We start from the raw sequence: 13,161 nt of genomic DNA on the forward strand, positions 1-13,161 counted from the left end.
CAAACCCACAATAACCCGTCATACGCTGGTAAAATTCGCGCTTGCGTCTTTCGCTCCCGTGGCCGTCGGCCTGTGGAGGAAAGGCTACAATATTTTGTCCTTTCTGTGCTAGGCGGACCATACGCACCTCAATGGCCCGACTCAGGTAGCGGAACCCCCGACGGAACAAGCGCTTGAAATTGTCTCACTCGATGAGGGCAAATAGCTCGATTGGATCAGCAACGCCGCGTATTTCGTGCAACCCGCAGCCGGCGAATAGGCCAGGTGAAGCATCAGCAACGGCTGACGTCGCCAGTACCCTGTGGCCGATTGATTTTGTTAATCCCTCAATTCGGCTTGCAACGTTTACTGCGCCACCCAAAACTGTGAAATCAAGCCGGCCGGGACTGCCGATGTTCCCATAGCTGACTTGCCCTGCGTTGATCCCGATACCAATGTCCAAGGACGATTTCTGAGCCTCGTTTCGACTACGGTTGAGTACCGTCAGGCCGGTCAAAACACTTTGTGCGGCACGCGCCGCCTTTCGACATCGGTCAACACGATCAGCTTCAGTTGGGATCGTGAAGATCGAGAGAATACCGTCGCCCATGAATTTCAAAACGTCGCCGCCATTCTCTTCCACAGCCTGAACAACCAGATCAAAGTAGCCGCTCAGGGCGTCAAACACATCTGCCTCGGGTGCGTGTTCTGAAAGAGCTGTAAAACCTCTTAAATCGGTGAACATAACCACCGCGTCCAGAGTGGTGCGTTCCCCACGCTTGATCCTGCCATTCCAAACGGCCTCCGAAGGCCCATCCCCCAGGTATGTTCTCAGCAAGCCCTTGGACGACTTGCGCATGGTGACAGGTTCCAGAGCAGACGACAAAGCGGGCAGTGCAGCTTCGATCAATTCCAAATGATAAGGTGAGAAACCTTCTGGCGCCTGCGTAACAAATGTACAGCCGTGCAATGACCCATCGCCGTAGTAAAGCAGGGTGGCGTAGTAATCGGTCCCACCCTGCTCAGCAAATTCGAGATATGATGAGTGCTCCGTTTTTGAATCCAGGTGCTGTAGGTTTTTGTGAAGCGGTTTCCGATGCGCCAGAATATACTCAAATGAGCTGCCAACGTACCCGTCAGTCAGCATCGTCTCGTGTGTCACGTCGTAGCTTTCTGTTCCATCTGGAGTCCAAACCACCCCCCAGGCAATGAGTAATGGATTGGCAAAGCGCTGGCCGATATTTACGCGCCAGAGAGGAACTCCGGCCTCCATCAAAGACGAGCAGAACTGTGACACCACTTTCACGGGATCGCCGGAGCTGCGACCTTCGTTTATCATCCAGCTGGTGAGTTGAGAAACAGAGTCCATAGTCTCAAACTAGTTGCTTAGAAAAGAAGCGCAAAGGGTGCAGCGATTTCGTCAGTACGATTTGGTCCAGCTCAGTTATGACCGCATAGAATACAGATCACTTTTCCGCATCTTCGCTGCAAAAGAGATCGTAAAGAACCTCCACAATCGCCAAAACTCGTGCATCCGCAATCCTGTAATAGATGCTCTTCCCGTCGCGCCTTGACTCAACCAGGCCAGACAACCGCAGACGTGAAAGCTGCTGGGAAGCTGCTGCCTGCCGCATGGAGAAGGTGGTTTCGATTTCGCCAACAGATTTCTCACCACCAAGAAGCAGGCACAATATCTGCAGACGGCCGTCATGCGCCATGGCCTTTAGAAAGTCGGTCGCTTCAAGAGCGTTTTGGCTGAGATCGGGTTTCAAGTGGCGCTCCCCAAAAGAACGATAAATCCTGTGATATCACGAACTCTGTCGTCTTGCCCCGTTTCAGTGGACGGTTTGAAAGGACCCGGCTGACCGATCTTCGAAGTCAGCTGGACTTACGTTGCCAAGATATCCATGGCGACGCTTTCGATTGTAGAACACTTCAATATACTCGAACAGGTCGGCACGTGCTTCATCTCTTGTGCTGTAGCGTACGCGGTTTACACGTTCGCGTTTGAGAACGCCGAAGAAGCTTTCGACGACGGCGTTGTCATAGCAATTCGCTGCCGCACTCATGCTGCATTCGATGCCATGCCGGGCAAGTTCCTCTCGAAAGTCGTCACTGGTGTACTGGGCGCCTCGGTCAGAGTGATGAATGAGATGCCCGCCCGGTCGGCGCGCCTCAATGGCCATGCGTAAGGCGCCAATCACAAGGTGCCGGCCCATCCGCTGGCTCATTGACCAGCCCACAATCCGGCGAGAGAAAAGATCCATGACAACCGCGAGGTAGAGCCAGCCCTGCTTTGTCGAGATATACGTCATGTCAGCAGCCCATCTCTGGTTCGGTTGCCGCGCCTCAAAGTTCCGTTGCAACAGGTTCTTTGCAACCGGATGGGCCGGGTTGCGCCGCGTCGTGACCCGGAAACGGCGTTTGGGACAGCCCCTCAACCGTTCAAGGCGCATTAGGCGGGCAATCTTGTTGCGCCCGACTGTGACGCCTTCCGCCACCAGTTCGGCATGGACCCGAGGACTGCCGTAGACACCCTTACTGATTTCGAAGATCCGCCTGATCCTCGGCATCAATTCTCTGTCCTGTTTTGCACGGGTGCTCTCCGGACGTGTGCGCCAAGCGTAATATCCGCTGGCTGAAATACCCAACAGCCTGCACACCATGCGCACTGGATAATGGTCACGCCGGAGATTGATACAGGCGTACTTCACTTCGACAGCCTGGCGAAGTACGCCGCCGCTTCCTTTAGGAAATCACGCTCCTTCTTGACCTTGGCCAACTCGCGCTTCAGCGCAGCCATCTCTTCGTCACGCGGACGACCATGGCCGGGGAACGCAACCTGGCCCAGCAACGCTATCTCACCTTGCCATCGTCGAAACTGTCGGGTGCTGATACCCAGCTCATCGCAGACAGCCTTATCCGTCATCCCTTCTTCCGCAGCCCGGCGCAGAGCTTCTCGTTTGAACTCTGCGCTGTACCGCTTGTATCGCTTCGGCTTCGTCATTCGACACCTCCCGGCGCTGTCTGCGCCTATTCTTGGTGTCCACCAAATCAGAGCAAAACCAATGAGCTCGAAGTGGACCCGTCAATCTTGCGTTGTTGCCACTGATGATACCCTTACTTACATGCTTCAGGTCTTTAAAAGTTTCTTCAATGTTGCATTCAGTTGCCTGCTATTAAACAATGGTCTTTGGAGTATTTACTTACGGCGCTGACACAAACGACATCGAGACGAGGAGAACGGCAAGGGATGGGTTTTCAACGAAAAGTGCGAAGCAGCATAGTGAGCTTCATAGCTGCGCAAATGCTGCTGGCAACGCAGCTTAGCACAATGGCGCAGGCAGAAATGCTCAGTACCAACGAGGTGATCTCTAGATACGAAACACATGCCGACCGCGATTTTTTGTTGAGTGAACTCAAAAGAAAAGAAATTCGTGACGAGCTTGTCGCAAGAGGAGTCGATCCCAAAGAAGCGGAAACGCGTCTTAAGGCACTATCGAATGAAGAAATCGCGTCAGTTTTGCACCAAATGGATCACGACACGGCTGGGGGCAATGGTATTGTTGGCGCGTTACTAACAGTGTTTATCATATTGCTTGTGACGGATCTCTTGTGTCTGACGAAAGTGTTCCCCTTTACCCGGTGTGCTGGCCGCTGAGCTGTTTTCGCCCTCTTCGATTTCGAGCTTGGCTCATAGGCTTCCTGCCAGCTTTACTGGTCGCATGCGCGCACACACAGAAGCAAATACCGTCGCAGGTTGACGTCCCGTTTCGAGCCGAAGTTAAGGGCGTGCCACTTATTGAACAAAACGAGTTTTACTGTGGACCTGCGTCGCTTGCGATGGTGTTTCAGTGGTCGGGGCTGGACGTCACTCAAGACGAGGTGGCGGCTCAATCCTTTACCCCTGGGGCGAAAGGAACTTATCTCGCCGACATGGTCGGGGCCGCCCGTCGACATGCAATGCTAGCAGTTAGATTATCAACTGTAGAAGAGGTGCTTGACGAAGTTGCTGCAGGAAACCCTGTTATCATTTTTCAGAACCTTGGCTTCAGATGGGCGCCTCGATGGCACTATGCGGTCGTTGTTGGTTATGACTTGAATAGCGACAAGATCACCCTTCACTCAGGTGAGCATGAGAGAATGACGATGGATCTTCGGCTGTTTATGCGAACATGGCGGCGGGGGGATTACTGGGCGATGGTCGCTTTACCTCCCGACCAATTGCCGACAACAAAAAATCAATGGGAGATAGTGCGGGCGGCGGCAGCACTGGAACAGCTAGGGCACACCCACGCCGCCGCTAAGGTTTATATAAATGGTAGTTCCCGTTGGCCCGACAATTGGATATGGGCATACGGGCTTGGCAATACACGGTACCAGGAAGGCGACCTAGAAGGCGCAAAGAAAGAGTTTGAACGTGCCGCTAGAATTAACCCTTCCCCGCCAGAAATTCACCACAATCTGAGGCTTGTTGTCCAGGAACTATCGGAGTCTGCCACAGGTTCGGATTGATAATTTTTTTGGCTTTTTTCTCTAGAGGCGGCGCCAAATAGCATGGCACAATAGAACGTTTTAATTGCTTTAGCCAGATCCCCATTGCTAAGGCACTAGGTGGAATAGCTCAAACGGCAGCAATGTCCCGCGACCCGGTCATTGCCGAGGTGGAAATGCTGCGCTCTGCACGAATGGCGCAATACGAAAGCGGCGCTGCGGCGGTGAGGGGCACGATGAATGACTGGTAACGGCCGAGCCTCGCCTCCAAGTCTTCGCGTCAGTTCCGGAAAATGCGAAATATGCCCGCACCGGCATCCCAGAGGTCCAAAAGCCGGGCGTAGAAATGCTCACGCGCGACGAAGGGGCTCTGTCCAAGTCCGGTTAGTTCAACCTCGAGTGTATCGATCAAGCGAAGAAGGCGGCGGCGGTGAATGCCAAAGAGACTTTGAACAGGGTCGGCAAACACACCTGCGAACGCAGCGAAAACCGATCCGATCATAACAAGCCCCGCCATGGTGAAGGTGGTAAGCCAGAGCGATGCGCCCGTCGGGAAAAAACCGTACCAAATCCCGCCAATTGTCTGACCCAGCGGAAACTCCGTGATGGCATTGTTGCTTGCCATGGCATCAGCAACGCCCGGCGCCATCGAGATCATGCCCGGTGTTAGCGCCTGAAAGACTAGTGCACCGACAACAAGCGCACATAGCACAGTAGTCATCTCGGCTACGGCAGATCGTGTTGCTGCATACTCGGAAATCGCGCCTGCCATTCGATGGCCGAGGGCCTCTGCATCGGCCGCGCTCTCACGTTTTCGGATCATTTCGCGAAACTTTGGTGCAGCAAGGATGGCACGCGAAAGCTCGTCCGGACTACGAGCCGCAGCCCCCTGCACCAACGACAGTTGGAGAAGATCGGTCAGGACGCAGGCCTCGACCCTGCGCGCAACAGTGGTGCGCAGAAGGATTCGCCGTGAGGTCAGCCAGTCCGAGCCGCCACGCCACTGGGCACGGCGGCAAAGGTATGCCGCGATCCGCGTCAGCACCAGGATTGGCGACAGCACCACATTCATCGGGGCGCGCAAAATGTCCCAGCCGAGTGCCGACCGGTGAAGGAGAAGTGTTCCGAGCCAGGTGAAATGCCTTGCCACAAACACATCCACCTCAGCCCGCCGGTCCGTAAAGTATTCACGGACTTTCGGACGGACAACATTATCGACTTCTACGGTGGGGTTCGATAGCGACCTCATGGCGGTGACCCGCGATCCCTGTCTTGTTGTGCAAGAAACGTTTTATACTGTTTCACGGCTCGGCATGCTAGCCGCTTAACTACTCTCTTCATATCTCATCAAGTGAGCATTGTTGTAAGAGGGTTGACGAGGCTTTTGTTCACCAGTCCGTTTGTGCTTTTACTTCGAACAGCACTTTTCAGGCATTGCTGTCACTCAGCAAATCGAAATGCTGCTGTGTGCACGAATGGCGGCTTTCGGGAAGTCGACTAGTAACATCTGAAGAAAGCCGAATGTCGGTAAAGGGCCGGTCAGTCTTGATAGTTACTTAGCCGAGCTGCAGAAGCTGAAGCCGCCAATATTATCAAGCTCCAAATGGTCTTGGGTTTTAGCACTTCTAAGATTGGTCATTCTGTTTCTGACGACCGAGCCCACAAATTGATATCTTCTTCCGAACTGATAGCATCAATCCTTGCCAACTCTTCATCACTGAAGGCGAGGTTATCGACTACGCCTGCGCAATCTACGATCTGACCCGGCCGGGACGCACCAATAAGCGCGGTCGTTACGCGTCCGACTCTTAACACCCAGGCCAGGGCCATTTGCGCCAGAGTTTGCCTGCGATCCTCAGCCATCTCGTTCAGAGCACGGACACTTGCCAGAGATCGCTCGTTGATCATGCCATCAAGTAGCGACTTCCCTTGTGTAGCACGGCTGCCATCCGGAATATCGCGCAGGTATTTTGACGTTAGAATGCCTTGTGCCAACGGCGTGAACGCAATCGATCCTACCCCAAGATCGTTCAGGGTATCGAGCAAACCGTCCCGCTCCACCCAACGGTTGAGCAGATTGTAAGAAGGCTGGTGAATCAGGCAAGGTGTCCCAAGGTCGTTGAGAATCTTCACCGCCTCGCGTGTGCGTTGGGAGTTGTAGCTCGAGATACCTGCGTAGAGCGCACGACCCGACCGTACGATATGATCCAACGCGCCCATCGTCTCTTCGAGCGGGGTGTCGGGGTCAAAGCGGTGGGAATAAAAGATGTCGACGTAATCAAGCCCCATGCGCGCGAGTGATTGGTCACAGGACGCGATCATGTACTTGCGCGACCCCCATTCTCCGTAGGGTCCCGGCCACATGTCGTAGCCTGCTTTGGAGGAAATGATCAATTCATCCCTGTAGCCCGCGAAATCAGTTCTTAGGATTTCGCCAAATGCCTCTTCTGCCGATCCGGGTGGTGGACCGTAGTTGTTCGCCAGATCAAAATGAGTGATCCCATGGTCGAACGCGGTCCGACACATTACTCGCTTGTTTTCGTGCGTCGAGTCCGCACCGAAATTATGCCACAGGCCCAAGCTGACAACAGGAAGCTTCACACCCGACCGCCCACATCGCCGATAAACCATTCGCTCATAGCGGTTCGGCTCCGGGGTGTATGGAATGGGTTTTGGCTTTGGCGGTCGTTGAGCTTTGGTCATGCGCACATAATCAATGGAATGTTGGGCCTGTCAAACGGATCAACTCCGGTAAGATCGACACGAGCTTCTGCGCGTCCTAGATGGGTGCCTATGGTTAGTCTTACTCCGGCACCAATGTCTTACGATTTGATCGATTGCATTCGGTCCCGTCGCATAGACGCAGCGAAAGTCCGCAAAGCGGGCTGCAACCGCAGCATCAATATGCCGGGTTGGATGTCGGCTCTGGGCCGCTCTTCGCTTGGAAAAGCAGCTGCGAGACAGAATGAACGATGCGCCTTTGGTGGATACTCGACTGTCATCGAATTTCTTCCTAAGCCGAGTCCTATGGCGCAATAGTCTGTACGACCTCCTCTACGAACCAACGAATTGCCGGATTGAATTGCCCCCGCTCATGCCAGAGCAGGTAATAGGGAAATTCTGCACCTGACCTGAAGGGCACTGACACGATGCTGGAGAATGAGGAGAGCTGAACCCCCAAACGTGACGGCGCGGCTGCAACGACGTCACTGTTTGCGACGTGGAAAGGCATAGAGGTGAAGAAAGGTACAGACAACGTTGCGGGATCACCATTGCTGGTCGCACGCATGACGGTATCCGCTCGCAAGCGATCAACCGTCGGATAACTGAATTCGATCTGCCGGTACGGTGTGATATCCGGTGGCTCCAGAAAGCCCTTCTGCGCAGCAAGCTCGTGCAACGGATGGCCCTCGCGCATGAGAAGGACGTAGCTGTCAGTAAAGAGTTTTTTGACAATCAGGTCACCCTTCACTTTGAGCCCGGCGTAAAAGACAAAATCAATTTCACCGTCCTGAATTGCCGAAAAACTGTCTGGTACCAATGGTGTTACATCCACTCTAACATGTGGTGCGACCGTCGCCAGCCGATCGACAAGCGGCCCAATGATGCAAGCCGCAGCATAGTCGGTACCAGCGATCCTAAAACGCCGGCTTGAATGTGCGGGATCAAACCGAGGCGGCAGAAAAACCGCTTCGGTCGCGTGGATCGCCTCTAGCACCGGTTCCTGAAGCGACAGGGCATGATCCGTCAACTGATACCCTGCCTGAGTGCGGATTAACAATGGGTCGCCAGTCAGATCCCGAATGCGTGCAAGAATGCGACTTGCCGCAGGTTGACTGATCTCAAGCAGTTCAGCAGTTCGGGTCACGCTGCCAGTGTGCAACAGGATCCGCAGAAATCGCAAAACGCGAAAATCCATCGAAGCCAAATCATCATTCGGTTTTTGCATGACCAGCATGCTAGTTTCGTCATTTTGATTATGTCAAGCTAAGCGCATTTTGACCTCATCGAAACTGAACACGATGAGGAACCCCCATGAGACTTGTCCAATTGGCTTTCACAGCCGGCAGCGTCGTTATTTCAGCCGCCATGGCGCATGCCGATGTATCGACCGAAACGCACGACCTGAACCAAGACGGAGTCGTGACGTTTGAAGAAATGCTTGAGTATCACCCTGCGGGAATTGATCGCACCCAGGAGTTTATAGATCGTCACAGAATTATTTTCGATGGCGCAGACACAAACGGTGACGGCGTCGTAGACGCGAGCGAAAACCAGGGTGGCGGCGCTGGAAAAACGAAGATCAAGGGCGCCAAGAAGTCTTGAAGAACCAAGTCTTCAGCACCGAGGCTGATAGAACAAACGATAAATTCCAACCTCACAATGCACGTAAAGCCTTGAGATTGAGGGAGAAGGAAATATGCACATAACACGCAGAACTCTTGCCGGGCAGATGGCACTCTGGGGTGTCGCGGCAGCGATACCAGCAACCATACCTAAGCACGCCACAGCACAACCCACGGCTTCTGGCATGTACGACGTACGCGATGTGTCATTCCCCAGTGGCCTAGAAACGCTTGCAGGTAAATTCTTCCTGCCTGCAGGAGAGGGTTCGCATCCTGCAGTGGCGATCATGGGCCCCGTGGCGTTTGTAAAAGAGCAATCACCAGTACAATACGCCACAAGGCTGGCACAACAGGGCCTTGCGGTTTTGATCTTTGATCCGCGCAATCACGGCGCCAGTTCAGGTGAGCCGCGCCGGTTTGAATCCGGTGAGGCCAAGATCGAAGATCTTCGCGCTGCTGTCGATTTCCTTACTGAGCAGGATGGGATTGACCAAAGCCAACTCCATCTCCTTGGAATTTGTCAGGGCGTGAATTGGGCGATTGAAACTGCGGCTCAGGACGAGCGGATCGCATCGCTTGGAATTGTTGCCGGTCACTACCTGACCCCCGATACGGCAATCATGTATCTCGGAGATGCTGCGTCAGTCGAGGCGCGCATGAACCGCTCAGCGGAGGCCGCCGCGAAGTTCTCCGAGACCGGTACGGTGGACTATATTCCAATAGTTGGTTCCCCCGAAGCCCTGTTGACAGCCACGGCCGTCGCCGAGTGGTATCTGCCATGGGACAACGAAGCGCCGTGGTTTCTCCATCGCGGTGGTTGGGAAAACCGGATTACAGCAATGAGCGAAGCGGGAATTTGGGGCTGGCAGATCAGCGACGCGGCATCGCGCCTCACATTGCCGGTTCTCATGGTCCACGGTGACAAAGCCGCCAGCGGCCCGGATATTCCGAAGCGAATCTATCAACAGATCCCTTCGGCCCATAAAGCACTTCACTGGATAGATGGTGCCAATCAGCTTCAATTCTATGAGGACCCGCTGACCATCGACCGCGTCGTTGCGGCTCTTGGCCCGTATTTCCGGGGTGAGCAGATCAGCCTTTAACGCTGCTCCGATACGCGGTGATCACGAGCCATCCACAAGTTCTGGTTCGTGATCATCCGTTGTGGAGCAATGTAGCATGGCCTCGACGGCAGGCCGTTTCAAAGAGAGTTTTGACAATGACAAAATGCTTGAGCGCCTTGTTAACTTTGACAATTGTTCAACCTGTTGCCGCAGAAGAGATCCTGGTCAGTGGCCTGCCGCCCTTCACCGAAGCAATCCTGCCTTTTGAGGCAGACGTCTATGCGATTTCTATCGGCCCTGGTGGCCCTGGTGAAGAATTTGGATCCCAAGCCACCAATGGTGGACTGTACAAACTCGGACTGAGTGGCGCACATGAGAGCATCACTCTTTCCGACGGCGAAGGTCTCCGCAACCCGACCGGGTTGGTTGAACTTGGCGAACAAATTGTCCTTGTGGATGGCAATCAAGTAATCTCGCTCTCCCTCGAAGGGGACGTCAACTGGCGTAGGAGTTACGACGAAGAAGGTGTGTTCTTCTACGATGTCGAGGTGCTGAACGATGCCACTTTGCTTGTCAGCGATTTTGGGCGTGGGGGTTTTGTCACTGTGTCGGCAAACGCTGGTGATATTCAACCGGCTCTGGATGGTGTTGAGATCAATGGTCTTGCCAGATTCGAGATTACTGACGACCAAATCTATGCGGTATCATGGGGTGCTGATGACGCTTGGGATAGCGCTGTTTATCGTATCTCGGAATTGGATGAGGCCGGTCTTTCAGAAAAACTGGCGGGTGGATTTGGAAATCTTGAATCCATTGAGGTTGTAAATGGAACGGTGGTTGTCGGCGGTTACCGCGGGCATCAGGATCACCAGGCGTTCAAGCTGATGCAGTTGGATACGGAAGGCGGTGTACATTCGCTCGGCGCAGGATCAGATACCCGCGGCGTTTCAGATATCTACTCCGACGGTCATTCCGTTTGGTTGAACTTTTTCTATGATGGGGCTTACGCCAAAATACCTGCAAAACACTTTTTGGCAGGTAGCTAAACGCGGTTTGAATGAGAAAAGGTTGCGACACCCAATAAACTGTTCGCAGCCCCAAGCGGGCGTCATTCCTAATCGGTGCAACATGAATGGTAACAATTGATTAAATGACAATATATTTGCGGAGCTCCACAAGATAGCGCAAAAAACCCCAAAAGGAGTGATCAATTGACTGACGTACTTGTTTCTGGTGCTGGGCCCAGCGGGTTGGTGCTAGCCATTGAACTGGCGCGCCGTGGCATTGATCTGCGCATAATCGACCGCGATACATCCGCACCAACTACACCGCGCGCATTTGTAGTGAAGCCGTCGACGTTTTATGCAGCGGAGTGTCTGACATCAAAATGTGTCGCCTTTGCAATTCCTGGAAACTCTCTCCCGGCGAATGGCTCTGCTCTTCCAACTTCCATTGCCTTCACAGGGCGGATCACTGGATCCGCAGTTGACGTTTCTTCATCAAAACAAGCTGACAATGCCGTAAGGCTGATCATTGAACACAAGAGTATTGCGAGTTTCTTTTGATTTAGTCTCATCGACATCCTCATGTGCAGTTTTCGCTACAAAAAACCAAAGTCAAAAACACTGCTAAGCATCGCCATCCCACGAGTTCAGGGCTCGCGGTTAGCTTCCCGACACACGCATAAATTGACATTGGCTTGGTACTTATTCCGCCGACATTTAAAACTCACTATCGGGGCAGTGATGCAGGAGCTACGTTTCCCGTAATAGTCGACTTCAGGAGTCATGCTGATTCCACAGATTTTTGGTGATCACATGTTTAAGTTGCTGAGCAAGCGCCCTTCATAGGGTTTAGTTTTTGATTTAGTCATGAAGAATAGTCATTCTTTGCAACTGTTTGTCCCAGTATTCGGGACAATACTTCCTGCGTGACATCCCTCGTGTCTCAGCCAAGGACAACAAATTGCTCTCCGCGGCGCCAAGGTTAGATCGTAGCGAACGGTCGATATGATTTAGCCGGGGGTGGCATGATTGAGCGACCAGCTACGGTTTATCCGCTACACCGCCGAATGGCTCGCGTTGCAATGGCACAGAATTTCTACGCAGTCACTTTCGGCACGGGCAAGAGGCAGCAAAGTTGCGCATTTCGGAAGTTGCAAAGCTCTCCAATGAATGTCCCCAATGGGCTGCAATCAGCCAATCGAACGGATCGCAGAGAATAGTGACCATGGGCTCATTTCAGAAGTGTACTTTTGCAGATGCTCGCGCATTCTGAATAGAAATGGACCGTAGACGTCAGACGCACTCTGCGGCGCGTCTAGAGCGGTAGCGACTATGTGAAAGGGATTGACGCTGAACGTCCAATCGATGCTGTGGACGAGGTGGCCCTGTAGAATCTAATGTCATTACAGTATCGGCGGAGTTGGGCGGGTTATGGCGACATTTGTATTGGTCCATGGAGCGTGGCAAGGGGGATGGTGCTGGGCTCGCGTAGCCGCGCTTCTGCGCAGGGAAGGCCACGACGTTTTTACCCCTACACTGACAGGGTTGGGTGAACGTGCTCACCTCGTGAGTGACGAAACCGATCTGGCCATGCATATCGAGGATGTCCTGGGGGTAATCAGGTGCGAAGAACTCTCCGACATTGTTTTGTGCGGTCATAGCTATGGCGGCATGGTTGTCACCGGAGTCGCGGATAGGGCGCCCGACCACATTCGCTCACTTGTGTACCTCGATGCGCTCGTGCCAGGCGATGGGCAGGCGGCCTTGGATGTTTTGCCTGCGGAAATCGCGGCAGGGCTTCGTGATAGTGCCGTCGATGGCAAAGTCGCGCCGGGCCCCGCGGAGGCTTTTTCGGTGAATGGAGCAGACCGTGCGTGGGTGGACCGCCGAAATGTCGCCCAACCACTCAAGACATTTGAGCAACCGATTCAACTGGTGAGCGGCGGAGCCGAGGTGGTAAAGCGGACCTACATCTATGCCACCGGCTGGGTCCCAGGGCTTGGCCAACCGTTTTTCGAGCGATATCAGCATCAGTCGGGGTGGACGGCGATTTCGGTGCCATTCGGGCACTACGTGATGATCGATAGGCCTGAAGACTTGGCCCGAATTCTAATGTCCGCAATTTGAACGTGGCCGCCGATTCCTGCACGAGTGGGCAGACAGCGAAATCGCCCGCATGGGAATAGTTATTGCTTCCATCCCGATTGTCCTACTTCAACCACCGCTTCGGGGAAGATGTTGCACATCAATACGTCAACCAGGAGGTCTCGCACT

At 53.7% G+C, this 13,161-nt stretch carries 13 protein-coding genes; 7 read left to right on the plus strand and 6 right to left on the minus strand.

Annotated elements, in window-relative coordinates:
* Window positions 1-184: 184 nt before the first annotated feature.
* The 3 genes from AC2FEE_RS24945 to AC2FEE_RS24955 all read right to left on the minus strand — a co-directional run bounded on the left by AC2FEE_RS24945 (window position 185) and on the right by AC2FEE_RS24955 (window position 2,986).
* Window positions 185-1,348, minus strand: a complete 1,164-nt coding sequence (locus tag AC2FEE_RS24945; RefSeq protein ID WP_496868120.1) for an adenylate/guanylate cyclase domain-containing protein — start codon at window positions 1,346-1,348, stop codon at window positions 185-187.
* A 97-nt stretch (window positions 1,349-1,445) separates the two neighbouring features.
* The gene (locus AC2FEE_RS24950) at window positions 1,446-1,751 is read right to left on the minus strand and encodes an ArsR/SmtB family transcription factor (protein WP_496868121.1); all 306 of its coding nucleotides are present in this window, start codon (window positions 1,749-1,751) and stop codon (window positions 1,446-1,448) included.
* Between the two features lie 63 nt (window positions 1,752-1,814).
* A protein-coding gene (locus AC2FEE_RS24955) for an IS3 family transposase (protein ID WP_496868122.1) occupies window positions 1,815-2,986 on the minus strand; the annotation gives its coding sequence in 2 pieces (ribosomal slippage) (window positions 1,815-2,722 and window positions 2,722-2,986; 1,173 coding nt in all).
* Between the two features lie 246 nt (window positions 2,987-3,232).
* Between AC2FEE_RS24955 and AC2FEE_RS24960 the strand changes: the two genes are divergently transcribed.
* Window positions 3,233-3,640, plus strand: a complete 408-nt coding sequence (locus AC2FEE_RS24960; RefSeq protein WP_496868123.1) for a PA2779 family protein — start codon at window positions 3,233-3,235, stop codon at window positions 3,638-3,640.
* 131 nt (window positions 3,641-3,771) lie between these two features.
* Complete coding sequence (locus AC2FEE_RS24965; protein ID WP_496868124.1) at window positions 3,772-4,494, plus strand: PA2778 family cysteine peptidase; 723 nt, start codon at window positions 3,772-3,774, stop codon at window positions 4,492-4,494.
* 259 nt (window positions 4,495-4,753) lie between these two features.
* On the opposite strand, the gene AC2FEE_RS24970 is transcribed toward AC2FEE_RS24965, so the two are convergent.
* The 3 genes from AC2FEE_RS24970 to AC2FEE_RS24980 all read right to left on the minus strand — a co-directional run bounded on the left by AC2FEE_RS24970 (window position 4,754) and on the right by AC2FEE_RS24980 (window position 8,431).
* Complete coding sequence (locus tag AC2FEE_RS24970) at window positions 4,754-5,722, minus strand: DUF6635 family protein (protein WP_496868125.1); 969 nt, start codon at window positions 5,720-5,722, stop codon at window positions 4,754-4,756.
* 386 nt (window positions 5,723-6,108) lie between these two features.
* Entirely contained in the window at window positions 6,109-7,140 is a 1,032-nt protein-coding gene (gene mgrA, locus AC2FEE_RS24975; RefSeq protein WP_496868132.1) for an L-glyceraldehyde 3-phosphate reductase, read from the minus strand.
* Between the two features lie 358 nt (window positions 7,141-7,498).
* On the minus strand, window positions 7,499-8,431 hold the full coding sequence (locus AC2FEE_RS24980; protein WP_496868126.1) for a LysR family transcriptional regulator: 933 nt from the start codon (window positions 8,429-8,431) through the stop codon (window positions 7,499-7,501).
* Window positions 8,432-8,508: 77 nt separating this feature from the next.
* Here AC2FEE_RS24980 and AC2FEE_RS24985 point away from each other — a divergent pair, with 77 nt between their 5' ends.
* The 5 genes from AC2FEE_RS24985 to AC2FEE_RS25005 all read left to right on the plus strand — a co-directional run bounded on the left by AC2FEE_RS24985 (window position 8,509) and on the right by AC2FEE_RS25005 (window position 13,014).
* Window positions 8,509-8,799 carry an EF-hand domain-containing protein gene (locus AC2FEE_RS24985; protein WP_496868127.1) on the plus strand — a complete coding sequence of 97 codons (291 nt, stop codon included), beginning with the start codon at window positions 8,509-8,511 and terminating at the stop codon, window positions 8,797-8,799.
* 94 nt (window positions 8,800-8,893) lie between these two features.
* On the plus strand, window positions 8,894-9,922 hold the full coding sequence (locus tag AC2FEE_RS24990) for an alpha/beta hydrolase (protein WP_496868128.1): 1,029 nt from the start codon (window positions 8,894-8,896) through the stop codon (window positions 9,920-9,922).
* A gap of 116 nt (window positions 9,923-10,038) precedes the next feature.
* Window positions 10,039-10,929 carry a hypothetical protein gene (locus AC2FEE_RS24995; RefSeq protein ID WP_496868129.1) on the plus strand — a complete coding sequence of 297 codons (891 nt, stop codon included), beginning with the start codon at window positions 10,039-10,041 and terminating at the stop codon, window positions 10,927-10,929.
* 165 nt (window positions 10,930-11,094) lie between these two features.
* A complete protein-coding gene (locus tag AC2FEE_RS25000) occupies window positions 11,095-11,448 on the plus strand; it encodes an FAD-dependent monooxygenase (RefSeq protein WP_496868130.1) in 354 nt (117 codons plus the stop codon).
* 870 nt (window positions 11,449-12,318) lie between these two features.
* Window positions 12,319-13,014: an alpha/beta fold hydrolase gene (locus AC2FEE_RS25005; RefSeq protein WP_496868131.1), complete on the plus strand. Its 696-nt coding sequence runs from the start codon at window positions 12,319-12,321 to the stop codon at window positions 13,012-13,014.
* The last annotated feature ends 147 nt before the right edge of the window (window positions 13,015-13,161 follow it).

It is taken from the genome of Ruegeria sp. YTSC199, from assembly GCF_059609725.1.